We start from the raw sequence: 25,498 nt of genomic DNA, 5'->3' as shown, positions 1-25,498 counted from the left end.
CTTCTCAATGTTTTACAAAAGCAACCATAGTTATTCGCTTATCTCTTCAATAATACGTTTAAAATAGAAAAAAGTTCCTACTATAATTATATAGTAAGAACTCCCTTTTAACACAGAGATATTATAAAACTGTATTTACTTTCTTTTTGAAATCTTCGTACACATAGCTCCAAAGCTGTGAGTTTTCTACATATTGTTTGCGCATGTTTTCGTATAAGTCTTTTTGTGCATCTTCAAATGTTGGATCTTCCTTCTCCGGCAAAGTTGCACGCATATCCATTACAAGCTGTTGCAATTGTGGTGCACGTGGCCCCCAAGTTGTAATCACTTCCCCGGATTCATTTAAAATTAAATACATTGGAATAGCACGTCCACCATTTGTTAAATAGCGGTCAATTAAATCTGTATCAGCATCACGTAAAGCTGTGCGGATATCTATATTTGCGGCTTCTGCCACTTTGCGAATGATTGGGTTGTTAATCATAGCATCCCCGCACCAGTCTTCCGTTATCGCTAATATATGGAGGTTAGCATTTTTCACCTTCTCAATAAAATCTGTATCTCCTGGTAGTACAAAGCTGTCATAAATCATAAAGCTCTGTTCTTTTAACTGGGACATTTCATTCATATAATCTTTCATCGAAATACTTTCTTCAAAATATTGCTGTTCTGTTTTCATTAATAAACCACCTTTCCGATAATTACTCTTATTCTGCCTTTTTTTATAATAAAAAGAAAGTTTTATGAATCAGTATAAAAGAAATTATTCTATACAATAAACGCCTTCACGAGGCAATTGTGAAGGCGTTCTTACTATATTATAAGGGAATTTCCACTAACTAACCAATTTAATTAGAATGCTTCTGATGTTGTCTTTGCTTGCATGTGCAATGTTAAATAATCCGGGCCGCCTGCTTTTGAGTCAGTACCTGACATGTTGAAGCCGCCAAATGGTTGGTACCCAACGATTGCACCTGTACAGCCACGGTTAAAGTAAAGGTTTCCAACATGGAATTCCTCGCGGGCATATTCTAAATGCATGCGGTCATTTGTAATAACAGCACCTGTTAGACCGTATTCCGTATTGTTTGCGATATCAATTGCTTCTTCAAATGTTTCTGCTTTTGTAATTGCAACAACCGGACCAAAAATTTCTTCTTTCATAATTCTTGCTTCTGGATCCACATCAGCAAATACTGTTGGGTGAACGAAATAACCTACTGAATCGTCTGCCGTACCACCTGCTACTAAACGACCTTCTGTTTTTCCGATTTCAATATATTCACTGATTTTCTTGAATGCAGCTGAATCGATAACTGTCGCCATAAAGTTTGCATTATCTGACGGATCACCGATTGTTAAGGCATTCGTTAATTCTTCTACACGGTTTACGACTTGATCATATACATCCTTTACTATGACAACGCGAGAACATGCAGAACATTTCTGGCCTGAGAAACCGAATGCTGATTTCACAATTGATTGCGCCGCTAATTCTAAATCAGCATCTTTGTCGACAACAATTGTATCTTTACCGCCCATTTCGGCGATAACACGTTTAATCCACATTTGACCTGGGCTTAATTTAGACGCGCGCTCGTTAATTCGTAAGCCGACATCACGTGAACCTGTGAAACTAATGAAACGTGTTTTCGGATGGTCCACTAAATAGTCGCCAACTTCTGCACCGCTTCCAGGTACGAAGTTTACGACACCTTTTGGCAAGCCTGCTTCTTCAAGCACTTCAATAAATTTATACGCAACGACCGGTGTAGTTGAGGCTGGTTTTAATAATACTGTGTTTCCTGTTACAACAGCAGCCACCGTTGTACCAGCCATAATTGCGAACGGGAAGTTCCATGGTGAAATGACAATTCCGATACCTAGTGGAATATAGTCGTAACGGTTGTATTCATTTGGACGGCTTTCTACTTTGCGACCGTCTTTCATTTCTAGCATTTGGCGACCATAGTATTCTAGGAAATCGATTGCTTCTGCAGTATCTGCATCCGCTTCATTCCAAGGCTTACCTGCTTCTTTTGTTAACCAAGCAGAAAATTCATGCTTGCGTCGTCGGATAATAGTTGCCGCTTTAAATAATACATCTGCGCGAATTTCAGGTTTTACTTTTTTCCAACATTTAAATGCTTGATCTGCTTCTTGCATTGCTTTTTCCGCTAATTCCTTGGATGCCTTTGATACCGATCCAATGACTTCCGTTTTCTTCGCAGGATTATATGATACAATTTTATCTTCTGTAGTAATGCGTTCGCCACCAATAATTAATGGATAGTCTGCACCAAGCTGTGACTCTACCTTTTTTAAGGCATCTAAGTAAGCTTGCTTGTTTTCTTCTACCGAGAAATCTGTAAATGGTTCGTGTTTGTATTCAATCATTTATCATTACCTCCGATATTAAGTGCATTATTTTTTTGCATAAAATTATGTTTCTTATTTTGAATTATGCAATATAATAATGCTTAAATCAATTATTTTTTCGCAATTACGCAAATTATCTCAAAACAATGACCCATGTTAAAATAAAAAAGGGGTGACTACATATGAACCAGTTAGACCTTACAAGTATCTTTGAATTTATGATTGAAAAGATAGAAACCGGTCTTTGTGCCATCGATGAGAATGGACGTGTTATTGTATATAACAAAAAAATGCGTGAACTCACTGGAGAAACATTAGAACAAATTACACAGCGCTTTTTATCACAATCACTTGACTTCAATTTGGAGCAAAATATGCTACAAAAAGTATTAGACTCCGGACAAAGCTATAAACATATTAAACAAACCTTTTGGAATACCGTAGGAGAAGAAGTCACTATGATGAATGACTATTATCCCTATACTCTAGATGACGGTACGAAAATCGCCATACAATTTTCGCGTGATATTACACAGCAGGAATTTTTAATGGATCGTCCATTGAGTCGTTACGGTGCACCGTTAACTTTCGATATTATTACAGCAGTTTCAAAATCGATGCAGCAAGTTATCCAGCAGGCTAAAATTGCCGCACTCGGGCGTATCCCAGTTATGCTAATTGGGGAACCAGGAACAGGAAAAGATATGATTGCCGAAGGGATTCACCATGAGCTTGCGGAGAAGAACGAACGTTTTATTACCCTTATTTGCCGTCGTAATGAAAAAACTTTGTTGACGCAAATTGAAAAGTATATTGCGGAAGAAAAAAATTACACTTTTTTCGCTGAGAGAATTGAATTTTTATCGGATGAAGCGCAAAACCGTATTGTAGAGCTATTGGAAGAACATAGTGAACGCAATCATGTTTTTATCGCAAGTATTGGTGAAGATCCGATTGATTTAATACAACAAGGAAGTCTGGCTAAAAACTTGTATTATTTATTTTCAAACTTAACGATACAGGTGCCGGCTCTACGTGAACGCCGTGAAGATATAAAGCCATTCGTTGATGATTATTTTGCCCGCCGAAGAATGGCATATGGAATCTCTGTGAAGGGGTTAGCTCCTGAAGTCGAGGAAATTTTCATGAGTTATGATTGGCCTGGTAATTTAAAAGAACTTGAAGTTTTACTTGATGATTTGAGCGCGTTACTTACAACAGAAGAATATGTAGAGCATGCTCATATTCCGGCTTATTTCAAGTGGAAACTTAAACAAGCAGAACCTGTTACATCTGAACAGCAAACATTGTTCGATTTTTCTCAAAAGAATTTACAGCCCCTTGATGAATATATGCGTAAAGTTGAAGATCATTATATAGCGCATGCACTACAGCTGAACAACGGAAACATATCCCAAACAGCTAAAGCATTAGGTATTCATCGGCAAGGTCTTCAGTACCGACTGAAGCGTAAGTAGTGGCTGATTTGGAAAAATATTATATTTTTTACCATTTGAAAGACCTCATTAATAGGTCTTTATTTTTTGTTATTCAAAGTGCAATATATCATTGCACCAATTAAATCAGTGCATTTTGTAGCATAAAATAGCTAAAAAAAGATAATATAAGAAAGTTTTTTCGCACTAAATTCCATTGGTATTCCTCATTTCTTCATCTCCTTCACATTGAAATACTTAAAATCTATTTCCATTTTTAAATATTTTGTTTTATACTCAGCTCAATAACAATAAAATTACTTTTTTTGTCCGGGAGGTTTATTCAAAATGTCATTAAAGGATTTTTTTATCGCACTTTCTGAGAATCAAACATTAAATTCTGCTGCCCAAAAGTATGGCCTAAAGTTCGGGGCGCAAAATGTCGTTGCAGGTACAAATATTGACGAAGTAGTAGCAAGTATTAAATATTTGAATGCGCAAGGAATTTCGTGTACGGTAGATAACCTAGGAGAATTTGTGTTTGAAAAATCTGCTGCCCTTGCTGCAAAAGAGCAGATCATCGCAGTGATTGAACGCATTCACAGTGAAAATCTAGACGCACATATTTCGTTAAAGCCATCACAGTTAGGGTTAGATATTGAATACGAATTCTGCTATGAAAACTTAATAGAGATTGTATCCCTGGCAAATCAGTATGGTATTTTTGTTAACTTTGATATGGAAAACTATGTACGTTTACACCCCTCGTTCGAACTGTTAAAAAAGATCCATGCTCAATACGATAATGTCGGTACGGTTATTCAAGCATACTTTTTTGAATCAGATGCAAACGTAGAAAAATATAAAGATTACCGTTTACGCCTTGTAAAAGGTGCTTACAAAGAAGATGATTCTGTTGCCTATCAAAATAAAGCAGATATTGACCGAAAATTTATCGAGCAGATTGAGTATCATTTACTTCATGGAAAGTTCACTTCTATTGCAACTCATGACCATAATGTTATTAATCATGTGAAGCAGTTTGTCGCTCAGCATAATATCCCTTACGAAAAGTTTGAATTCCAAATGCTATACGGTTTCCGTAAAGAGATGCAATTCACCCTTGCAAAAGAGGGCTATAACTTCTGTACATACGTTCCATTTGGAAGTGATTGGTACGGCTATTTTATGCGTCGATTGGCAGAACGTCCGCAAAATCTATCGCTCGTTACAAAACAAGTATTTACTAAAAAGACAAATACTATTTTAGCAGTCGCTATTGGCGCTTTTATAGCTGGCCGCTTTACAAAAAGGAAGAAATAATCAGAAGTGACGCCCAATTATAATGCGTTGACGATATATTTTAGTGTTATATATGCTGAAATTATTAAAATTCATTAAAAAAAGGAGCTGTTTGTATGTCTGATTACACTTATCAATTATTAGCCATTATTATTTACATGATTGCCATGCTCGGAATAGGATGGTATGCATTCCGAAAAACAAGTAACTTAAACGATTACATGTTAGGAGGGCGCGGACTTGGCGCGACAGTTACGGCATTAAGTGCTGGTGCATCTGATATGTCAGGATGGCTATTAATGGGACTACCTGGTGCAATATATTTATCAGGACTTGTTGAAGCCTGGATTGCCATTGGTTTAACAATCGGTGCTTATTTAAACTGGTTGCTCGTAGCGCCCCGCTTACGCGTTTATACTCAAGTCACAAAGGATTCGATTACGATTCCTAGTTATTTAGATAACCGGTTACGCGATAATACGAAATTATTACGTATTGCTTCTGGTATTATTATTTTAGTATTCTTTACATTTTATGTATCTTCAGGAATGGTTTCTGGAGGTAAATTTTTCGAAAGTTCATTCGGAATGGATTATCATACAGGACTGATTGCTGTATCGGCAGTAGTAGTTGCCTATACTTTATTTGGTGGCTTTTTAGCTGTTAGTTACACAGATGTTATTCAAGGAATAATCATGCTTGTTACACTAATTGCTGTACCTGTAATCGGGATTTTCGTAACAGGCGGCATTGGCGAAACGATAGATTCGATTAAGGCAGTAGATCCGGAAATGCTAAGCCTTCTTCCTGCTACTGCATCAGCAGCAGCTATCATTTCATCCCTTGCATGGGGACTTGGCTATTTCGGTCAGCCACATATAATTGTTCGCTTTATGGCTATCTCATCGGTAAAAGAAACGAAAAGCGCCCGCCGAATCGGAGTTGGCTGGATGATTTTAAGTCTATTAGGAGGAATTGCAACTGCATTAGTTGGTGTTGCCTACTTCCAGCAGCAAACAGCGGAATTAAAGGAGGCCGAAACAGTATTTATCGTTCTGGGCCAAATTTTATTCCACCCGTTCATTGCGGGGATTGTGCTTGCAGCAATCTTAGCGGCAGTTATGAGTACAATATCGTCTCAATTGATTGTTACCTCTTCAGCACTAATTGAAGATATTTATAAAGCATTATTTAATAAATCCGCGACAGATAAGCATTACGTATTTTTAGGTCGGGCTTCCATATTATTGATTTCAATTTTTGCTGCAATTGTTGCATGGAATCCGGAAAATACAATACTAGGTCTAGTAGCATTTGCTTGGGCTGGTTTTGGATCAGCATTCGGTCCAATCATTTTACTTTCTTTATTCTGGCGTAAACTGACAAATTATGGTGCACTTTCAGGCATGATTGTCGGTGCTGCTGTTGCTTTCGTATGGGGACGTACAGAAAGCTTAACAAGTATGCTGTATGAAATCGTTCCAGGATTTTTCGCGTGTCTTGTTGTAGCGGTAGTTGTAAGTCTACTAACTTTTAAGCCAAATTCAGAAATTGAAGAAGAATTCAATGAAACTCAACGTATATTAAAAGAAGAACAAAAATAATGTAGAACGGTATGCACTTTGAAAGGTGCATGCCGTTTTTGATTTTCTGAGATCAACGAAACCTTTTATGATTTTCCTCGTATATGTAATTATTACAATTAAAGGAGTGCTTTTATGTTAGTAGTTACAACAAATACAATCGAAGGTAAAACAATTGAAACTTATCATGGCATTGTATCAGGTGAAGCAATTATGGGGGCAAACATTGTACGGGATATTTTCGCATCTGTTACAGATATCGTTGGTGGTCGTAGTGCCTCTTACGAAGATAAATTGGCAGAAGGCCGAAAAATTGCCATTCAAGAAATGACTGATCGTGCACGTAGTATGGGAGCTAACGCTATCGTAGCTGTAGACCTTGATTTTGAAACACTGCGTGAAGGCATGATGATGTGTGTCGCTACAGGTACCGCGGTAACGATTCGATAATTATTGATAAAGTGATACAATAAAAGCGTATTTAGTTATATTCTCTACTAAATTCGCTTTTTCTATGCTTAATTTTGTATAAAAGGAGGCTTTACTATGCAACTTGCACAATTATTTCCTTCCCTAAAAATACATCACATATATCCGTCACACCAAAATTTTGCAACGTCTACCTTCTATGATGCTACTAATACATGTTGGTATGAAATTGCTAAAAGTGAAATAACAGTACGGGATTCCCTATTCCTAAAACATTTTTACACTGAATGTACTGAGCAAGTTGACCCTTGGCTACTTTTATTGACGCAAGGGATAGTTCCTAAGGAGACCCCCTATTCTTCCGTTCGCATATTACAGTATCATGCAAAGAAAGATGCGCATCAATTAAAAGATGCGGTTGAGCTGTTCTTTATGCACGATGCTTACTTACTAGAAGTTTCTACCGATACATTTTGGATTATTTTATTTAAAGACTACTCTCTGGAAGAACTAGAAGGATTTCTAGCAATACTGGAAAATGATTTTTATTTGCATGGACAACTTTTTATCGGGCAAATACTTCCGGTTTCCGAAATGCTTCATTCATCCTTTAAATCGGAACAAACAATGTTCCAATCCATTCAAAATCTGCAATACCAAACGATTTATACATTTACGGAAAGCTTCCAAAGCTTGCTGCCAATTCATCTGAACCTGCCAATGCAGCAATATTTAAAACATACATTGCACAATAATTTACATGAAGAAATGATTACTACAATTACAACATTATTTATCCATAATGGAAACATGTCCTCGGCCGCTAAAGAATTACATATCCACCGCAATACATTATTATATCGAGTACAGCGTTATTCGGAGGAGACCGCTTTGGATTTGAGGCGCAATGAAGACTTGCTATTAGCCTATTTAGCCGCTCAACTGCAAAAATTAACGAAATATTCTTGAAAATATTAAGCACATTGCACAAAGGCAGTCCCCTTTTAATCTTTTATAATATGAAAAAAGGGGGACTGGTTTTTTATGTTAGATTTTGATCATCTTGTAAAGCGTTATCCAGATGGCTATGTTGCCGTTGAAAATTTTCATTTAAAAGTTGAGCCGGGTGAATTTCTAGTTCTTGTCGGCCCATCAGGATGCGGGAAATCTACAACATTGCGTATGGTTGCTGGTCTTGAAACAATATCAGATGGTGAGTTACGTATAGACGGCAAACGAGTCAATGAGGTAGAACCGAAAGATCGTGATATTGCGATGGTTTTCCAAAACTATGCGCTATACCCCCATATGAATGTTTACGACAATATGGCGTTTGGCTTAAAGCTGCGTAAATTTTCAAAAGAGCAAATCGATGTTAAAGTACGCGAAGCTGCTGCTATTTTAGGGTTATCTGACTTATTGGATAAAAAGCCAAAATCTCTTTCGGGTGGTCAACGGCAGCGTGTTGCATTAGGACGTGCCATTGTTCGTGATGCGAAGCTATTTTTAATGGATGAGCCATTGTCGAATCTCGATGCAAAACTACGTGTCCAAATGCGTTCTGAAATTACGAAGCTCCATTACCGTTTAAATACAACAACAATATATGTAACCCATGATCAGACAGAAGCGATGACGATGGCCTCACGTATTGTTGTCATGAAGGATGGTGTCATTCAGCAAATCGGTACACCGCGTGAAGTATATGATACACCTGAAAACGTATTTGTCGGCGGATTTATTGGTTCTCCAGCAATGAACTTCCTCCGTGGTAATGTAGTAGGTGACTACTTCGAAATCGCTAATGAGAAAGTCCGAATTCCGGACGAAAAGCTGAAAATATTGAAAGAGCAAAACTATGTAAATCACGAAATTATACTCGGTATTCGCCCAGAGGATATTAACGATGGCAATAAACAGGATTCAAGTACCCTTGTAACAACGAAAGTACAAGTTAGTGAATTAACCGGTGCAGAAATGATTGTTTATGCAACAATTGCCGATCAGCAATTTGTCGGTAAAATTCATGCAGATGCGAATGTTGCTATGGGACAGGAGCTTCCACTTAACTTCAACTTGGCAAAAGCCCATTTCTTCGATCCAGCAACAGAAATGCGTATTCGTTAAATAACAGAATCACCAAAAAGAAGCATTCGGATTTTCTGAATGCTTCTTCTATATTTTATAGCAATGCTGCACCAATTAATCCCGCATTGCCTTTATTTAAACTGGCTTGTACTCGACCCTTTTTATGTTCAAAAAACGGCAAACTAAAGTACTGATCGACTAAATGAGAAATTTCCTCCACAATTTGCGGATGATGATTCATAATACCGCCGCCAAGTACAATGACATGGGGATCTACTAAAAGGATAAAACTATGAATCTTTTGGGCAATTTCCCGCTGCCATTTATGAATTAGTGGCACAATAAGTTCATCCTGCTTGTAATAACGGGCAAAAAATTCTGGCAATGTTTTCTCTTCTTTAGTATGATGCTGTAAAATCTTCAATAATCCTGGTCCAGCACATACATCTTCAAAAAAGTCCCCCGTGCTTGATAGCGAAAAGCCGATTTCGCCTGGAACTCCGGCACCTCTCATAAAATGTCCATCATGTATCATACAGCAGGCAATTCCTGTACTCACGGTTAAGTAAATAAATGTTTCCTTTTCAAAACGGCGGATTTTATATTCACCGTTAGCTGCAGTCATCATGTCTGTTTCCATAAAAACTTGCGCGTGTGGATACACCTTTTGAAGTTTCTGAACGAGCGGAAAATTACGCCAAGGCAAATTTTGCTGATGTACTACAAGTCCCTGCTTTAAATCTAATATTCCTGGTAATCCAACCGCAACTTTGACAACGTCGCCCTCTTCCCCTTCCAATAGCTTATTAAAACCTGAAATCATAGCTTCAAATAAAGTATCGGATTGCTGAGGACTTTTCACTTCCATTTGCTTTATTAAGTACTCCGGCTGTTCTTGCCTTGATAAAGCAAGTGCTAATTTTGTTCCACCGATATCAACACTTAAAATCCACATTCAGTCCACCTTCTTTACAAAAATCCCGTAATTTTTCCAAACCGTATAACCTAGTTTTTCATAAAAGGCGATTAAATCTGTCCAATCAATAAAAAATGTCTTTTTACCGCGCTGTTGTAAATAAAATTCTGCTGCTTCGATTACAGCTCTTCCTAATCCATACTTTCTATAATCCTCATTTACCCCTAATGGACCAATACCGCCTAACTCGTCAAACTGCTCTGCCCAGTTATAGTTCGGCCCCTTCCAGGCACTATATTCGTCATTTATCCGACAGAAGCCAACAATCTTGCCTTCCCATTTCACAACGACATAATCTCTCCCCGTACCTCCCTGGGCAAAATAATCATGCGCTTCAAATGTCCATCGTCCCGGAAACGATTGTGCCATAAATTCTAATAACTGCTGTTGCTCATCCTTTTCTAATAATACAAATTCGACATTATCTTTTTCCGGAAGGGATAGTGGTTCAGTAATCGATTTTGTGAAGTCTACACTTTCAACAACTTGTTTAAAACCAAACATCTCTGCAAACGCCACACCTGCCTGCTGTGCAAGCGGGACGCCGCATAATAGATGTCCTAAATCCCCACCGATTTGTATTTTTTTCACACCGTTTTTCAAAAGTGCCTGTTCTGCAAATTTGTAAAGCTCCGTGCCAATTTTCTGCTGACGGTAGTCTGGGTGCACGAGCAACATTTGAATCCAACCATGTTCCTTATTTAAAGCAATTTCATGTGTTTCATGCCACATTTTTGCAATGACTACCCCAACAATTTTCCCATCCTGTTCCTTTATTGCGCTTCCTTCGTGTAAAACATACGGAGATTGCCATGTATTTTGTTCAAGCAAGCGATCTGTCAGCTTAAAATCAGGTAAGCACATATTCCATAAATTTATAATATCCTCGTGAAATTCCTGTGTTACTGGCTTTAACATTTTACTTCCCCCCAAATGTTTCTTCCATTCGACGTAGTGGGTCATCCACAAAGCTTTCGTCCCATTCCACAATGTGGCCTTGCTCTATTAGCTGTTGTTTTAATTGTTCATACGAAATGTCCTGTACTGGCTTACTTTCCCGTATTGCAGTAGCAACTGCAGTACCTGCCACTTGCCCGAGCATCATAAATATTGGCTCCATACGAATTGAACCATACGCAATATGAGAAGCACTCAGGCATACAGGAACAACTAAATTCACACAGTGTTCTTTTTTCGGTAAAAGTGCTCGTAAATCTATCATAAACGGCTTTACCGGTATTTGTATGTCCCCTTCATTCATTACACGACCATTTACAACAACTCGTCGACAATGGTGAGAATCCATATGAAATGATGCGACAGCAATTGGTTTTTCGCAAAATATACGCTGTAGCGCATGGTGTTCGGTCATCACATATTCGCCTATCATTCGCCGTGCTTCGCGAATATAAAGTTGCCGTGGCCAGTTGTCCGTATCGATGAATTCATCTGACGCCAATCCCCACTGCCTTACTTCTTCTTGAATAACAGACGGCACCTCTTCATCATTCGCCAGGAAGTACAGTAACCCCGCTACATATGTGACATGTTTCTGATACAGTTCTTCCCTTGTTTCATAATTCGCATCGGGGAATGCATAATTCATCCCGATAAAATCCGTTGAAAATGCCCCGTGGTTATTTAAATCCGTCTTTCCATTCATCAAAGGTGTATGTAACTTCATTGCATCCCAATGTCCTGCCTTTATATAGCGTAACAGTAGTGCATAATGGTTTCGCTCATATCCATTAGGTTTTGGGAAAGCTACTTTTTGATCCTTCGTTAAACAAATCCTGAAATTATAAGCTTGAATGCGATGATCGCCTGACCCATTATGCTCTGTCACATTATCTTCTGAAATCCCGTAGAGTAGTCCGCTTGATGGATTCCCCTCTTCTTTGTATGGATCAATAAAGCTTTCAAACTTATGGTGTTGTGTCCCAAATTGAACACCATTGTAAATTTCCTTATACACTGTGCCTGCTTCTCTTCCGACAATGTATTCAACACCTGCATGTGCTAACAAATCCCCTTCATAGCTTGCATCAATAAACTGCTTTGCTTCATAGGTAGTTCCATCTGTCATTCGGACTTGCTGAATACTTTGATTTTCCAATACAGCCGACTCAATAAATTGTTCTGTTTGAACATCAATCTCCTGCTCTTGTAGCCATGTTCTAAAAATACGCTCTGCTACATGCGGTTCAAAACGTACACATTTATCCATCCCATAATAGTTGGCTATCTCATTATAAAATTGCCTTGCTAAACCACCAATTGCCTGTTCCGCTCCTAAATCAGTTGCCCCCAAGCCGCTTGTCGTCATCCCCCCAATAAAGCGGCTGCATTCGGCAATACGCACACTATACCCGTTCTTTCTTAATGTGATTGCTGCTGTTATCCCGGCTGGTGTAGCACCGTATATTAGCACATCCTGATTAAAGTGTTGTTCTCTCTTTTCTTTTTTGCGGTAATAGTAAACCGATTCCCACATTTATAAAGCCTCCCAACGTAACTTTGTAGCATTTACCACTTGCTGTAATGCATCAACATATTTTTGAAGCGGTTCTTCAATTTGCTCCTGTTGCAGCAATTGTTCCATTGCGTTCAGTAAATCCAATACTTCACTTTTCGAGTTTGGATTTTTTGCCTCAACGACTCGATTAGGAAAGAAACTAGCATTATACTGACTATTTTGGGCAAAAAGCGCTTCGATTTTCGCGGCAAGCTCCTGCATGGATGACGACAGCAAATGAGGAACTGTTTCTACCCCTTCCCATAGAGAACGTGCAAATACGATATTATTCAATTGCTGATACTGTTGGTAATCATACTGCTCCATATGTGGTTGCGCCTTTGCTACTTTATGCAGTGGGACAACTAAATTGACCATCCCTTCACAGCCAATTTCCTTATAACGCTCTGTATCCATTTTTATTCGATTAAATAATAATGGGAAGAGCTCACTTAACATAAAATGATCACTGTAATATTCAAAAATGGTAACTTGTTTGTCTGTTGCCTTCCGCCAGTCCAGTAGGCTATCCCATGCACGCTGATCTCGCTGTGACTTAAAACTTTGTGCATAATTACGTCCCCAATACGCATATAGAACATTTGCAGAACTTACTTGATGCTCTTTGCGCTCAAGCATTTCCCAGCTTAGACCGGCATTATAAACAATATGCTCTACTTCTACTTGTAGATTTGCTGTTACTAAAGCTTGCTGAAGTTTTTCAGTAAATGCAATATATTGTGTTAAAAATAGTTTTGCCTCTTCACCTTTTGCCCCTACATCTTCCGGCCATAACGAAATCCTTCGTATAACAGGTTCAGTCTTGCAATAAGACACAATAACTTGAATAACAGCCTGCTGTGCTTTTTCATCTTGAAGAAAGTCATGGTTTTTAAGCGCATTGGCTGCTGTAAATTCCGTTTCCTCACCAATTAAATCATTTACCGCTCCATCTGTCGCTGACTTACCTGATACAGTAACACCATTAGCCTTTGCTACTAAATAGCGTAAACTGTGCCCGCCCAACGTGACATCAATACCGCGCTTTTTTATTTCAGGCAATAACGCTTCCTTAACCTCATCCCATAGAAAAAATGTAAAGAAGGCTTCATTTAAACCATTTTTAGTCCCCACATCCAGCATATTTTTTAAAAACGGGATATCATCAATTGTTTCGAATACATTTCCTCGGCGAGCAAACTTCGGCGTCCCTTCATAAGTACTTGAAAACCCTTCGGCAACTATTTTTTTTGGTTGATGTAAATCAAAAAATACAATGCCTTCTACTTTTTCGATAAATTTATACACTCCGTATAATAAGGAGCGGGGAGTATTCCCACGAAGTACATAACTTTCTTTAGTCTGAGTAATTTCAAATTCAATCCCATTTTTCGGTATATCAAAGTATTCAAAAATAACCGGAGTTTTACCTGTATAAAAGCGCTTTAGTTCCTCAAATGCAAATTGTTCAATTTCATTTTTATACGTCAGTTGCTGATTCATTTGCATCGATCCCTTCATCAATTACTTATTAGTTGAACAAAAGGATACCCAGTGCGAGTATCCTTTGAGGTTTTTATAGTATTACAGCTTGCTTTCTACTATTGGATTCATATGCAACTAATGCGATTTCTAGAGATTTCAAGCCATCATAACCGGAGATAAGTGGCTTTTCTCCATGCCTAATTGCTTTTAGAAAATCTACTATCAAATCAAAATCAGTATCATTTCCGCTATACAAATGTGTAAGCGACTTATTGCCCTTTCCGTAAAGTTGGAGCTTCTCATTAAACACATCCACTTTACGTGTTGCTTTCGTACCGATGATTTCAATCATCACGTCACCCCACGTCGGAAATTGCGGGAACCTTGACCAGCTAGCATCATGTGAAGCGATTACACCATTATCGAATACGATCGTCATAATTCCTGCATCATCTGTTTTAAGCTCGGTAAAATAATTGTTCGCAAATGCCGTTATTTCTTTTGCTTCACAATTCATATACCAGCGCATAATATCAACCATATGCACAGTATGATCCAATACTGCACCCCCACCTGCCAACTGCTCATCTACAAACCAGCCACCAGGATTTTGCCCCCTGTTAGTAGACCTTATTGCTATAATTTCGCCAAGCTCACCAGCTTCAATAGCAGCTTTTAAATCACGGATCGGTGCACTGTAACGAACTGGATAGGCTATTGAAAGATGCACACCGTTTTCCTCGCAAGCCTTGATCATCTCTTTTGCATCTTCAACATTCGTAGCAATTGGTTTCTCACATAAAATATGCTTTTTTGCCTTTGCAGCAGCAATCACCATCTCTTTATGAAGGACATTTTCACTGCAAATAAGAACTACATCAATATTTTCTGCCAAAAATAATTCCATATCGTCAAAAAACGGAACCTCATATTGCTTACTTGCTTCTTCGCCTCTTTTTGTATCTGTATCAAAAATAGCGGTTAACTTCGTATCTGGAATACGTTGAATTGCCGTCGCATAGCTCGTTGCATGGATGTGCGCAAAACTCATAATGCCAATGTTCATTATTGTTCACCTCTTTGTAGGAACTGCTGTATAGTACTAAGCTTTTTTTCGTACGATTCATTCCAATGAATAGCAAACTGAACAACTGCATCAATATTTTTAAAGAGGTTTCGATTATTATCCTTGTCACTGCTCATTTGCAAACTATCAAACTCTACAATATGCAGATGACTACTCCACTCAAATTCAATACGGTCATTACCTGATTGATATTCCAAATGAGCCATAATAGAATCCCCAAATTCGCACAGAACGATTGTATAATGCATTTCGCCGCCTTTATTCGAACGAACTGTCACATTTCGAACATCCCCAAACCATTCTGACAAGGCAAGGATATCTTCCTTTATATATGAAAAATTATTAGTTGTTCTCCGCAATCGAAGTACACCTTTTACAGTATCGTGCGCTTGCAATACTTGCTTTAGTTGAATGGCAAATGAATAGGACCATAAATCAAAATAGATGTTACCTTGTTTTTCTGATATTGAGAATGGTTGATATGCTTCTGCTGAAGGCTGCTGCAAAATTGTTACGACATTTGGTTCTTCACTATTCTCGGTTGTAAAGCGATACAGCGGAGAATGTGTTAGTAGCTGCTGATCTTTCTCCAATACTATCTTGACCATTATTATCACCTACAATTTGATTTCTTGGTTTGTTGCTGCTGATTCATAAATTGCCAACAACATTTTCGTTACTTCAACACCATCACTAACCGGTGAAATTGGCTGCACGTTATTAATACAGCAATCAACAAAGTGATTAATTTCATTTACAAAAGATCCGGCAAAATCAAAACTTAACAAATCAATTTGGGGAGTAATATTTAAAATCGTTTCATGTTGCTCCTTTATAATTGCCAACTCCGGCTCTACTTCTGCACCGCCATTCTCACCGTACAGCTTTACTGATATTTCATCCTGTTTGGCATGCAATGTAAAACTAACATCAACAAATAGAGAGGCACCATTTTCAAAGCGAATGAGTCCATTAGCTAAATCTTCAACGTCATTGTGCTCCGCATTATAGTCAGCCGCCTTATAAAAGGATAAATTTTCGATATGGGAGCGATTCCCCAGTTTCTTATACGTATTTCCTGATACGGACACCGGCTTCGGTTTACCCATTAAATACCAGCATAAATCAATCATATGCGTCCCTAAATCGATTAATGGTCCGCCACCTGATTTTGATATATCACTGAACCAGCCGCCCGGATTGCCTAAACGACGTAGGCATGAAGCTTTTGCATAATATATTTCTCCGAGTTCGCCTGCATCAATAAATTTTTTTAGGACTCCTACATTTGTTGCAAAGCGGCGTACATTGCCGACTTGTAGAATTTTTTTCGATTCTTTTACTGCAGCTTCCACTGCATAAGCCTCTTCCAGGTTCAGACTCAATGGTTTTTCAAGCAGTACATGCTTGTTTTTTTGAAGCGCCTGTATGGCAATATCTGCATGTGAATTATTCCATGTACAAATACTCACTGCATCAATTTGCTCATTCGCTAGAAATTCGCCTACTTCTGTATATAAATTTTCTACTAAATATTTTTTCCCTAAGCTATGCAGTCTTACTTCATTCGTATCACAGATTGCAACAATCTCTACATTGGGATTCTCAAAGTAAGGTCTTAAATGAAACTCCGAAATCGAGCCCCCGCCAATTACACCAACCTTTAACATTTTAATTCCCTCCTAAATATTCAATAATGGCTGTTAATGCCTCACTATTTTCCAACATGTTATATACATCCGCTGAATTTTTAAAAGGGATTTGCATTTGTACAAAGTCAGAAACATCTATCGCCTTTCGTTCCAGTAAACGAATATATGCTGCTAAATTACGTCCTTCTGTCCAACGAACATAATGATATGGGTAGTCCATTGCTTCTTTTTCATAGCGAGCATCATAACGACCTGGTCCGCCAGCTCTTGAAATCGTTACTATTGCTTCTTTTATAAACAATTGTTCTCGGTTGAATTGCGGTTCGACATCCCCAACAATTACAATCCTCCCCTGCTTTCGAACCCACTCCAGACTACGTGGAGTTGTTTCGGAATGCTTACCACCCGCGCATAAGAGTACAGCATCAACCCCATGCCCGTTTGTAAAGGTTGTAATATGTTGCTCCATCTTCATTAAATCTGAAAAAACTTCGATACCTGGTGTATGCTTTAACATTTCTGCTCGTTTTTCATTTGGCTCATAGCAAATCACGTCATAACTTGCTGCTGCACAAATTTTTGCAATCATTTGCCCAAGTACACCTAATCCAATAACTACAACCGATTCACCAAACTGCAGTTGCCCTTGCCGTATTGCGTGTATAGCAATTGTACCGTGTGCCGCAAACGCTGCATGTTGCGGTATTACATCTGCAGAACACTTAGCAACCAATGTTTCCGGAACTACAAGCTGCTCCATATGCCCAACATAAGGTGCACCGTAGCAAGCAACAACATCCCCTACTTGAATACCTTTGACACTTTGGCCAATTTGCTTTACCTTACCAACCGCGCTATAGCCGAGTTGACGTACTCCATCCTTGCTTCCTTCTATTAATAGTCGCTCCGTTCCTGGAGAAACAGCGGTATAGATGGTTTCAACTAATACTCCTGTTGCAAAAAGCTCGGGTGATTGTATTTCCACCAACTTTGCAACTCCATTATGTGCTTGTAAAGCTTTCACATTGCTCACCTGATTTCCACTCTGCTAAATTTTGTTTAACAAATGAGTCGTCGTGTAAATGCGGGTACATTTCATAAACACGCGTAATTTCTTCAGCCTGCCCTTCACTTAGCACTTCATGTTCTGCCAAACACCAATTACCTTTTAGCAAACCTTGTCTAGTTAATACTTCATTTATCCCTGCAATACTCCCTTTAAATGCATGTGCCGGGTCAAAGAATGCGGCATTTGCATCCGTTACCTCAATCGCCTTAGATAACCAGCTTGCATCTATTTGTGCGTTGTCCCTAATTGCTTTTATATCTTCAAAATATTGGACAGCTGTTTTTGTCCATACCGACCAATGCCCTAATAGACCACCAACAATTTGTTTTTTAACGCTTTCTCCATTTATATTAAATTCGTATTCTGTTAACAAATCGACGATGATATTATCATCATTACCTGTATAGAGCGCGATTTCATTTCGACGACTACTATTGCATACTGCACGAACAACATCGAGTGTTTGATAACGATTAAAAGGGGCCATCTTAATTGCAAAGACATTTTCAATATTTGCTAGTTCCCGCCAAAAATCATACGTTAATACACGTCCACCAACTGAAGGTTGTAAATAGAAGCCCACTACAGGTATAATTTTGGCTACTTCTCTCGTTCGCTCCAATAGTTGCTCTTCCGACTGATCCTGCAATCCTCCCATACTTAACAATGCTAAGTCATAGCCAAGTTTTTTTAATATAGCTGCTTCATTCAAAGCCTGTTCTACAGGACCACAAACACCGCCTATTTTAATGAAAGATTCAGGTACATTTGCTTTACTCATCTCGTCTATCGCTAAGGAAAGTACGCGCTCATATAAGTTGAATTGTGGATCGCGAATCTCAAACTGTGTTGTATGCACTCCTACAGCCAAGCCGCCAACACCTGCTGCAATATAATATTTCGTCAAAGCACGCTGACTTACTTCATCCAATGATTTGTCATCGTTCAATGCTAATGGGTGCGCTGGAATAAAGGCACCATCTAACAATGCTTTTCTTGCTGCCTCATTCATTTAAAACGCCCCTTTTCTCTCTTGGAAATGCGTTGGTTTATTTAATGTTGTTCCATCTAATTTTACCCAATTCGCAACTAGGTCCAGCATTTGCTCTATAGATACTTTTGGATAGCCGAATAATTTATGGGCATGGGCCGCTGTGTTTAATAGTGCTGTCTCCTGCTCAACACCGATTATTAAAGCTTCCTTATTAAAACGTGCTGCAAATTCTTTTGCTAACCAACGTACAGATAATGTTTCCGGCCCTGTAACATTCAGTATTTTCACAGGAGATTCACAATGCAGTAGTGAACGGATGGCATATTCGTTCGCGTCTCCTTGCCAAATTACATTGACACTACCCATCGTGACATCGACTGGCTCGTTATTGTAAACTGATTTTGCAATTTCCAATAGAACACCGTATCTTAAATCAATGGCATAATTTAGACGGAACATTAACATTTTCGTTTCGAAGCGATTGGAAAAGTTTGTGAAAATACGCTCTCTTCCCAAAGTGGACATTGCATATTCCCCAACCGGCACTGGTGTCACATCCTCTCCACAGTTGCCTGCTGCAACAGGAGTAAATGGATAGATGTTCCCGGAAGAAAATACAACAATATTAGAATCCTTATATTTATCTGCAACACGACCTGGTACGTATGTATTCATTGCCCATGTGAAGTGTTCATTATTTACTGTTCCAAACTTATTGCCTGCCATGAAAATAACATTAGGAATTTCCGGTAGCTGATCCAGTTGCTCTTCATCTAATAAGTCGCAAGTAATCGTTTCAATTCCTGCCGCTTCCAGTTCCTCCTTCATCTCTTTATTTGAGAATCTAGCTACGCCGATAATTCGCTTCTCAATACCGGCCTCTTGTGCCGCGCGCTTAGCCATTTTAGCCAAGGTTGGACCCATCTTTCCTGCTATTCCTAAAATCAGTATATCCCCATCAATTTTTTTAATATCCTCTACCAATGCTGCAGATGGTTTTGTCATAAATTCTTCCAATTGTTGAACCGTTTGCATAATGATCACCTCTTTTTAATTTGAATATTCTAACAAATTTCTGTAAAATTATTATACTATGGATTTTTGGAGGCCTAGACATAATGAATAATCACACAGCGTATACCTCACAAAGTTTAATAGGCATTATCGTTCCCGAAATTTTGTTGGATACTATAAAAGAAACATTACGTGGATTCCCAAATATCCAACCACATTATTTTATAATTCATGATTTTTCTATGACGGACGAATTACAGCGATTTATATATGAATATGAAATGTTGGTCGTCGCCGACCCTTATATTTTTCAGCAGCTAAAACTTTATGACTCAACACTACCTCTTTATCAAATTAATAGTAGAGCACTTCGTCTATACGAATTACTATTAACCCATCAATTACAAAATGTACAAAAGCAATATTGTTTCGACTTAATGCAGAAAAGTGACATATTATCGATTACACATCAATTACAGCAAGAAATTGATTTTGTTTACTCAATAGGCGAAACGATTGATGAAATAGTGGATGCACATACAAAACACGCTGAGCAAGGTGCCTTCCCTATTACTACCATTGCCTCCGTCTATATATCCTTATGTGAACGCAATATAGAGTGCCGCTATTTAATCCCGACAAAGCAAGAGATGATCGTTTCTTTTGAACGTGTGCTTTTAGCCTCCAAAGGACGACAAAATAAAGAAAGCCAGATTGTATATGGTATTATTCAATTTGAATCAATCACTAATCAAGTGCAATCCAAAGTAGAACAAATATTGCACTATTTTACACAGCAGTTGGATGGCCATTTAATAATGCTGAATCCACTGCAATATAGTTTTATTACAACTAGGGGACAGCTTGAGCGTGAAACACTCGGCTACAAGCATCTACCATTACTTTCTCGATTTAAAGAAGAGCTGCAAATCAATTGCACCATCGGAATTGGATTTGGTATTAATGCTTATGACTCCGGTCGTCATGCAAAACAGGCACTATACCAGGCAAATGAAAATGGACCAAATCTCTGCTATATTGTGCGCGAAGATAATAGTGTAATTGGGCCAATAGACACGACCGTTTTCATCAACTACGAACAATACCCTCTAGTAATTACAGACTTAAAATTACTGGAACGGGCTGAAAAAGCTGGAATGTCTGCTTCTTATATTTCCAAATTAATGGGTCGTATAATGAAGCATCAGAAACTTGTTTATACGGCAGATGAGCTTGCGCAAACACTGAATATTACTCTGCGCAGCGCCAACCGGATTTTACTTAAATGGTTGGATGCTGGACTAGTTGATATTATCGGCGAGGAAAAGGTAGCCCATCGCGGTCGTCCTAGGCGCATCTATTATATTCAGTTTTTGGAGGATATAAAAAATCAATAATTTTTGACCGCCGTCTTAGTCATCAACTCCAATATTCTAATAATCTCTAAAGTTTCTGCCTGATTTATTGGACTTTCCCGTAATTTAAAAAACTGTTCAATTGCTTCAATCAAGTAATCGTAAAACTGAAAATTACCTTCACCAATTTCAAACCATTCACTCTGTTGATGCGTGTGTGTCACAAATTGAAAAGTTTGACGACCTTGTAAGTAACCACGAATTGTAGACACTGTACCATCCATAAATGTAAGTGTGATAAAGTGCTGCTGTTCATTCGACCTTACAGCTATGTCTTCGATTCCCATTCCCTTTAATGCACTAATCATTTCGACTGCATGTATACCATAGTAGAAATAATCTACATCACCTAACATCGGCAGTGGGGTTATTATATCCACTGCCTTAATGTTCCTTTTGGATTTGGCTAGTTGGATTTCTTCTGCAAACCGTAAAGCTGAACAACTCATTATAGGAATCCCGTTTTTGTTGGCAAGCTCTATAATAGCCAAAGCCTGCTCATAATTTTGTGCCAATGGTTTATCTATGAAAACAGGCTTTTTTGCAGCTGACAACTCTTCAAATTGTTCAAAGTGCTGTGATGCATCAACTGATGTAATGATAAACGCATCACAAATCTGCACCAGTTCTTGTAAAGAATTGATAAATGGAATACCGTTTTCACATAATTGTTCCGAGATTCTTTCAATCCTTTTACTGCTTAGTTCAATTGAAGATCCACCTCGATAAGCAACTATTTCATGACCTTTATTTATTAATCGTTCACTAAAGGCAATAGCATGAGATGAGTCTGTTCCAATCATTCCTATCTTCATGACAGCCCCCTACTTAATACCTGACATCGTAATTCCTTCCGTAAAATAACGCTGGAAAAAGATAAATATTAAAAACGTCGGTATAAATGAAATTGTTGCCCCTGCCATTTCGACACCGAAGTTGCCTTCTTTTCCGAGCATTGAGGCAAGACCAACAGTAACAGGGAACATCTTCTCATTAGTCAAATAAATCAATGGCTGGAATAAGTCATTCCAGTTTGAAATAAAGGCAAAGGTACCGACTGTCGCAACAACCGGAAATGAGAGTGGTAAAATAATTTTGAAGAAAATCTGCCAGTCATTTGCCCCATCAATATAGGCTGCCTCCTCCAAATCCTTCGGTATACCTTGTAGAAATTGCCGTACTAAAAATACTCCCATGATTGCCCATAATTCAGGTACAATTAATGCCCAATATGTATTTATCCAACCGAAATCAGCGAACATAATATATTTGGGAATTATAAATAGCTGTTGAGGAATCATGATAACCGCCATAAAAATCCAAAAAATCGCTTCTTTTCCCCAAAATTGCTTTTTGGCAAATATATAACCTAGTAGTGCTGCAAAAAGCATTTGAGTCATAACCGGAATTACGGTAATAACGATAGAGTTCCAAATCCATCGTAAAAAAATGCCGTTTGAAAAAATCGTAATATAGTTTTGAATCGATGGATTGGTCGGTAGCCAAAACAGCGGATCAATTTGTGCTTGCTTTACTTCTTTTAACGATCCGAACACCATGATAATAAATGGCATAATAAAAACGATTGCTAATATTGCCAATGCTGTATAAGAGATTACTTTTTTCATTTATTTGCTCCTCCCCGCACCAGCTTAATAATAATTTGGGTCTTTCCCAATGTATTTACGTTGAATTAACGAGATAATTAAAATGATAAAGAATAACACATACGATAAAACAGCAGCATAGCTTAAATTCAGGCTTGTAAATCCTTGATGATATAGATAATACACAATTGTAGTCGTTGAATAGTTTGGTCCACCATTTGTTAATAGGAAGGCAGAATCAAAAATTTGAAACGAACCAATCGTTGTTGTAATTGCAACGTAAAAGTGTATCGGCTTTAACATCGGGAAGGTTACTTTCCAGAACATTTTCCATGAATTTGCACCATCAATTCGTGCTGCTTCATATAATTGGCGGTCGATGGATTGTAAGCCCGCATAGTAATAAATCATCGTTGTACCAGCTACTTTAAAAATACTTAATCCTGCCAAAACAAGAAGTGCCTGTGATGAACTAGATAAAAACAGCTGCGGGTCAATACCGACAAAACCGATTAAATAGTTAATAAAGCCATCTTCTGTCCCACGGAATAACCATCCCCAAATCCCTGCAATAATTACGAATGATGTAACAACCGGCAAGAAAAATAGCCCTTTAAAGAAGCCTGAAAACTTAATGCCCGAATTAATAATCAGTGCCAAAACTAGGCCAAGTGCCATTGTCGGCAGTATATAGTAGACGGAAAACTTAACAGTATTCCATATTGCTTTCCATGCGATTTCATCATCAAATAAATTTTTCCAATGCTTTAATCCAACAAACTCAGGGTCGCCAATTATTTTCCAATCATGAAAAGTTAAATAGAAGCTAAGAGCAAATGGATAAACTTGAAATATGATGAAGTGAATGATAACTGGAATGAGCACGATATAGACTAATAAATTTTTATTTAATTCTCTCTTTATTCGTGCACTAAGTGATTGTTTAGAAGTTGTAGAGGTCACATGCCTCACCCTTTCTGTACTTGAAGTAATGAGAGAGTTTGATCATTAAGACCAAACTCTCCTTTAAACTATTTGTTAATCAATTTATCAATCGCTTCAGCTGACTTATCCGCAGCTTCTTGAGGAGATTGTTTTCCTTCTAGCATTGCTTGAATTTCAGCTTGAACTAAAGGCATAATGTTACGGCCTTCAGGATGGATAATACCCGGCTTAGCATATTGAGTGTAGCCTGCTAATTGAGCCATGTATGGTTGTGAATCAAAAATATCCTTTGCATCGTCGCGTGTAGGGATATATTGTGTAATATTGTTAAACGTACGTTGATTTTCAGTGTTTGTTACATATTTCATGAACTCTGCTGCCGCTTCTGGATTTTTGGAAATTGCAGAGCCTACGAACATTCCAACAGTACCGTAAGTTAACTGCTCAGCATCTTTTAATGGCGGTGCAATAACAAATTCAAATGGTTTCTCAGCTAATAGACGGTTAACAGAAATACCTGAACCGTTTACTGCAAGTAACTTACCACCAAAGTATAATGAGTCATGATCAAGTGCTGTAATTGAATCTTGAGGGATCCAACCTTTTGAATACATTTCATTAATTAATTCAAATGACTTAACTGCTTCCGGCTTGTTAATTAAAATATTATTACTCTCATCAATTACGTTACCGCCAGCTTGCCATAAGAATGGATAAAGTGTGTTATTTAACGAACCGCCACCTGCATATGAGAATGCATAGTAGCCCGCTGCTTTTGCTTTTTCTGCTAAAGCTTTAAATTCATCCCAAGTTGTTGGAAGGCTGTTTTCATCAACGCCCAACTCAGCTAAAATTTCTTTATTATAAACTAAAGACTCAGCCGTTTGAAGAATTGGCATACCATACTGTTTGCCCTTCCAGCTAGTTGCTTCGATCGCTGTTGGTACAAATCCGCTTAATTCTTCATCTGTCACATATTGTGAAATATCTAAAATTAATTGTTGCTCTGCATATTGAGGCATTTGGTCAGGGATTACATAGAATACATCCGGACCTTGACCTGCTGCTAAAGCCGTCAGAATCTTTTGGTCACGGTTTGCCCATGGAATTTGTTCGAAGTTTACTTTTACCCCTGTTTCACTCTCAAAGTCAGCTGCGAAAGTCTTCCACATATCACCTTCACCTGTCGTACCATCTGTATATGGATGTGCCCACACTGTGATTTCTCCAGATAATCCTGTAGATTCCTCTGTCTCACTGTTAGCGCTTCCATTATCGGTAGTTGTGTTAGTATCAGTTGAATTAGTTTCATCCTCACTACAAGCAACCATTACAGCAGAAAGAACCAATACTAGAAATAATAGTCCAAACTTTTTAAAAATTGAAATACTCATACCCCATCCCCCTTTTTCTTTCTCATTTGTATAAAATAGCAAATTCGCTATTTTTTTCAGACTACAAAAAAAATCGAATTAACTCAAGTCCATTAAAAGTCCTAAATTTAAATTAAACGATTTTTCTG

General features: G+C 38.2%; 23 protein-coding genes. 7 read left to right on the top strand and 16 right to left on the bottom strand.

Features of this window, described 5'->3' with window-relative positions:
- Window positions 1-121: 121 nt before the first annotated feature.
- Window positions 122-679: a thioredoxin family protein gene (locus tag H9635_RS13915; protein WP_191700919.1), complete on the bottom strand. Its 558-nt coding sequence runs from the start codon at window positions 677-679 to the stop codon at window positions 122-124.
- Window positions 680-852: 173 nt separating this feature from the next.
- The gene (gene pruA / locus H9635_RS13910; protein ID WP_191700918.1) at window positions 853-2,397 is read right to left on the bottom strand and encodes an L-glutamate gamma-semialdehyde dehydrogenase; all 1,545 of its coding nucleotides are present in this window, start codon (window positions 2,395-2,397) and stop codon (window positions 853-855) included.
- Window positions 2,398-2,561: 164 nt separating this feature from the next.
- On the opposite strand from pruA, the gene H9635_RS13905 reads away from it, so the two are divergent.
- From H9635_RS13905 to H9635_RS13880, 6 genes are all read left to right on the top strand, one after another.
- Window positions 2,562-3,857, top strand: coding sequence for a sigma 54-interacting transcriptional regulator (locus tag H9635_RS13905; protein WP_191700917.1), 1,296 nt, complete (start codon window positions 2,562-2,564; stop codon window positions 3,855-3,857).
- Window positions 3,858-4,163: 306 nt separating this feature from the next.
- On the top strand, window positions 4,164-5,138 hold the full coding sequence (locus H9635_RS13900) for a proline dehydrogenase family protein (RefSeq protein WP_191700916.1): 975 nt from the start codon (window positions 4,164-4,166) through the stop codon (window positions 5,136-5,138).
- Between the two features lie 95 nt (window positions 5,139-5,233).
- Window positions 5,234-6,721, top strand: a complete 1,488-nt coding sequence (gene putP / locus H9635_RS13895; protein ID WP_191700915.1) for a sodium/proline symporter PutP — start codon at window positions 5,234-5,236, stop codon at window positions 6,719-6,721.
- 114 nt (window positions 6,722-6,835) lie between these two features.
- Window positions 6,836-7,150, top strand: coding sequence for a YbjQ family protein (locus H9635_RS13890; protein ID WP_191700914.1), 315 nt, complete (start codon window positions 6,836-6,838; stop codon window positions 7,148-7,150).
- A gap of 96 nt (window positions 7,151-7,246) precedes the next feature.
- A complete protein-coding gene (locus tag H9635_RS13885; protein WP_191700913.1) occupies window positions 7,247-8,098 on the top strand; it encodes a PucR family transcriptional regulator in 852 nt (283 codons plus the stop codon).
- A gap of 75 nt (window positions 8,099-8,173) precedes the next feature.
- A complete protein-coding gene (locus H9635_RS13880; protein WP_191700912.1) occupies window positions 8,174-9,256 on the top strand; it encodes an ABC transporter ATP-binding protein in 1,083 nt (360 codons plus the stop codon).
- Between the two features lie 55 nt (window positions 9,257-9,311).
- Here H9635_RS13880 and H9635_RS13875 read toward each other — a convergent pair whose 3' ends face one another.
- The 10 genes from H9635_RS13875 to H9635_RS13830 form a co-directional block, all read right to left on the bottom strand.
- Complete coding sequence (locus H9635_RS13875; RefSeq protein ID WP_191700911.1) at window positions 9,312-10,172, bottom strand: ROK family protein; 861 nt, start codon at window positions 10,170-10,172, stop codon at window positions 9,312-9,314.
- Entirely contained in the window at window positions 10,173-11,111 is a 939-nt protein-coding gene (locus H9635_RS13870) for a GNAT family N-acetyltransferase (protein ID WP_191700910.1), read from the bottom strand.
- Window position 11,112: 1 nt separating this feature from the next.
- The gene (locus H9635_RS13865; protein ID WP_191700909.1) at window positions 11,113-12,687 is read right to left on the bottom strand and encodes an FAD-dependent oxidoreductase; all 1,575 of its coding nucleotides are present in this window, start codon (window positions 12,685-12,687) and stop codon (window positions 11,113-11,115) included.
- The gene (locus tag H9635_RS13860; RefSeq protein ID WP_191700908.1) at window positions 12,688-14,211 is read right to left on the bottom strand and encodes a hypothetical protein; all 1,524 of its coding nucleotides are present in this window, start codon (window positions 14,209-14,211) and stop codon (window positions 12,688-12,690) included.
- Window positions 14,212-14,284: 73 nt separating this feature from the next.
- Window positions 14,285-15,259, bottom strand: coding sequence for a Gfo/Idh/MocA family protein (locus H9635_RS13855; protein WP_191700907.1), 975 nt, complete (start codon window positions 15,257-15,259; stop codon window positions 14,285-14,287).
- Window positions 15,259-15,888 carry a peptide ABC transporter substrate-binding protein gene (locus H9635_RS13850; RefSeq protein ID WP_191700906.1) on the bottom strand — a complete coding sequence of 210 codons (630 nt, stop codon included), beginning with the start codon at window positions 15,886-15,888 and terminating at the stop codon, window positions 15,259-15,261. The genes H9635_RS13855 and H9635_RS13850 overlap by 1 nt, the downstream gene beginning before the upstream one ends.
- A gap of 9 nt (window positions 15,889-15,897) precedes the next feature.
- Window positions 15,898-16,950, bottom strand: a complete 1,053-nt coding sequence (locus H9635_RS13845) for a Gfo/Idh/MocA family protein (RefSeq protein WP_191700905.1) — start codon at window positions 16,948-16,950, stop codon at window positions 15,898-15,900.
- Window position 16,951: 1 nt separating this feature from the next.
- Window positions 16,952-17,956 carry a zinc-dependent alcohol dehydrogenase gene (locus H9635_RS13840; RefSeq protein ID WP_191700904.1) on the bottom strand — a complete coding sequence of 335 codons (1,005 nt, stop codon included), beginning with the start codon at window positions 17,954-17,956 and terminating at the stop codon, window positions 16,952-16,954.
- Window positions 17,934-19,013: a dihydrodipicolinate synthase family protein gene (locus H9635_RS13835; protein WP_191700903.1), complete on the bottom strand. Its 1,080-nt coding sequence runs from the start codon at window positions 19,011-19,013 to the stop codon at window positions 17,934-17,936. The genes H9635_RS13840 and H9635_RS13835 overlap by 23 nt, the downstream gene beginning before the upstream one ends.
- The gene (locus tag H9635_RS13830; RefSeq protein WP_191700902.1) at window positions 19,014-20,030 is read right to left on the bottom strand and encodes an NAD-dependent epimerase/dehydratase family protein; all 1,017 of its coding nucleotides are present in this window, start codon (window positions 20,028-20,030) and stop codon (window positions 19,014-19,016) included.
- Between the two features lie 83 nt (window positions 20,031-20,113).
- On the opposite strand from H9635_RS13830, the gene H9635_RS13825 reads away from it, so the two are divergent.
- Window positions 20,114-21,406, top strand: a complete 1,293-nt coding sequence (locus H9635_RS13825; protein ID WP_191700901.1) for a helix-turn-helix domain-containing protein — start codon at window positions 20,114-20,116, stop codon at window positions 21,404-21,406.
- On the opposite strand, the gene H9635_RS13820 is transcribed toward H9635_RS13825, so the two are convergent.
- From H9635_RS13820 to H9635_RS13805, 4 genes are all read right to left on the bottom strand, one after another.
- Entirely contained in the window at window positions 21,400-22,227 is an 828-nt protein-coding gene (locus H9635_RS13820) for a Gfo/Idh/MocA family protein (protein WP_225231320.1), read from the bottom strand. The two genes, H9635_RS13825 and H9635_RS13820, sit on opposite strands and share 7 nt — an antisense overlap.
- Before the next feature lie 21 nt (window positions 22,228-22,248).
- The gene (locus H9635_RS13815) at window positions 22,249-23,052 is read right to left on the bottom strand and encodes a carbohydrate ABC transporter permease (RefSeq protein WP_191700899.1); all 804 of its coding nucleotides are present in this window, start codon (window positions 23,050-23,052) and stop codon (window positions 22,249-22,251) included.
- A gap of 24 nt (window positions 23,053-23,076) precedes the next feature.
- On the bottom strand, window positions 23,077-23,994 hold the full coding sequence (locus H9635_RS13810) for a carbohydrate ABC transporter permease (protein ID WP_191700898.1): 918 nt from the start codon (window positions 23,992-23,994) through the stop codon (window positions 23,077-23,079).
- A 68-nt stretch (window positions 23,995-24,062) separates the two neighbouring features.
- Window positions 24,063-25,370 (bottom strand): sugar ABC transporter substrate-binding protein, encoded by a 1,308-nt coding sequence (locus tag H9635_RS13805; protein ID WP_191700897.1) that lies wholly within the window; start codon window positions 25,368-25,370, stop codon window positions 24,063-24,065.
- Between the last annotated feature and the right edge of the window lie 128 nt (window positions 25,371-25,498).

It is taken from the genome of Solibacillus faecavium (genome assembly GCF_014836905.1).
Lineage (GTDB): Bacteria > Bacillota > Bacilli > Bacillales_A > Planococcaceae > Solibacillus > Solibacillus faecavium.
This window is presented reverse-complemented; position numbering and strand designations above follow the sequence as displayed.

What these genes read in the sequence shown, in the direction of transcription:
- H9635_RS13900 (WP_191700916.1), top strand. Translation starts at nt 4,164, where the DNA reads ATGTCATTAAAGGATTTTTTTATCGCACTTTCTGAGAATCAAACATTA.
- H9635_RS13880 (WP_191700912.1), top strand. Translation starts at nt 8,174, where the DNA reads ATGTTAGATTTTGATCATCTTGTAAAGCGTTATCCAGATGGCTATGTT.
- H9635_RS13885 (WP_191700913.1), top strand. Translation starts at nt 7,247, where the DNA reads ATGCAACTTGCACAATTATTTCCTTCCCTAAAAATACATCACATATAT.
- H9635_RS13820 (WP_225231320.1), bottom strand. Translation starts at nt 22,227, where the DNA reads ATGATTGGAACAGACTCATCTCATGCTATTGCCTTTAGTGAACGATTA.
- H9635_RS13875 (WP_191700911.1), bottom strand. Translation starts at nt 10,172, where the DNA reads ATGTGGATTTTAAGTGTTGATATCGGTGGAACAAAATTAGCACTTGCT.
- H9635_RS13915 (WP_191700919.1), bottom strand. Translation starts at nt 679, where the DNA reads ATGAAAACAGAACAGCAATATTTTGAAGAAAGTATTTCGATGAAAGAT.
- H9635_RS13865 (WP_191700909.1), bottom strand. Translation starts at nt 12,687, where the DNA reads ATGTGGGAATCGGTTTACTATTACCGCAAAAAAGAAAAGAGAGAACAA.
- H9635_RS13805 (WP_191700897.1), bottom strand. Translation starts at nt 25,370, where the DNA reads ATGAGTATTTCAATTTTTAAAAAGTTTGGACTATTATTTCTAGTATTG.
- putP (WP_191700915.1), top strand. Translation starts at nt 5,234, where the DNA reads ATGTCTGATTACACTTATCAATTATTAGCCATTATTATTTACATGATT.
- H9635_RS13855 (WP_191700907.1), bottom strand. Translation starts at nt 15,259, where the DNA reads ATGAACATTGGCATTATGAGTTTTGCGCACATCCATGCAACGAGCTAT.
- H9635_RS13870 (WP_191700910.1), bottom strand. Translation starts at nt 11,111, where the DNA reads ATGTTAAAGCCAGTAACACAGGAATTTCACGAGGATATTATAAATTTA.
- H9635_RS13835 (WP_191700903.1), bottom strand. Translation starts at nt 19,013, where the DNA reads ATGAATGAGGCAGCAAGAAAAGCATTGTTAGATGGTGCCTTTATTCCA.
- H9635_RS13845 (WP_191700905.1), bottom strand. Translation starts at nt 16,950, where the DNA reads ATGTTAAAGGTTGGTGTAATTGGCGGGGGCTCGATTTCGGAGTTTCAT.
- H9635_RS13815 (WP_191700899.1), bottom strand. Translation starts at nt 23,052, where the DNA reads ATGAAAAAAGTAATCTCTTATACAGCATTGGCAATATTAGCAATCGTT.
- H9635_RS13850 (WP_191700906.1), bottom strand. Translation starts at nt 15,888, where the DNA reads ATGGTCAAGATAGTATTGGAGAAAGATCAGCAGCTACTAACACATTCT.
- pruA (WP_191700918.1), bottom strand. Translation starts at nt 2,397, where the DNA reads ATGATTGAATACAAACACGAACCATTTACAGATTTCTCGGTAGAAGAA.
- H9635_RS13860 (WP_191700908.1), bottom strand. Translation starts at nt 14,211, where the DNA reads ATGAATCAGCAACTGACGTATAAAAATGAAATTGAACAATTTGCATTT.
- H9635_RS13905 (WP_191700917.1), top strand. Translation starts at nt 2,562, where the DNA reads ATGAACCAGTTAGACCTTACAAGTATCTTTGAATTTATGATTGAAAAG.
- H9635_RS13830 (WP_191700902.1), bottom strand. Translation starts at nt 20,030, where the DNA reads ATGCAAACGGTTCAACAATTGGAAGAATTTATGACAAAACCATCTGCA.
- H9635_RS13890 (WP_191700914.1), top strand. Translation starts at nt 6,836, where the DNA reads ATGTTAGTAGTTACAACAAATACAATCGAAGGTAAAACAATTGAAACT.
- H9635_RS13825 (WP_191700901.1), top strand. Translation starts at nt 20,114, where the DNA reads ATGAATAATCACACAGCGTATACCTCACAAAGTTTAATAGGCATTATC.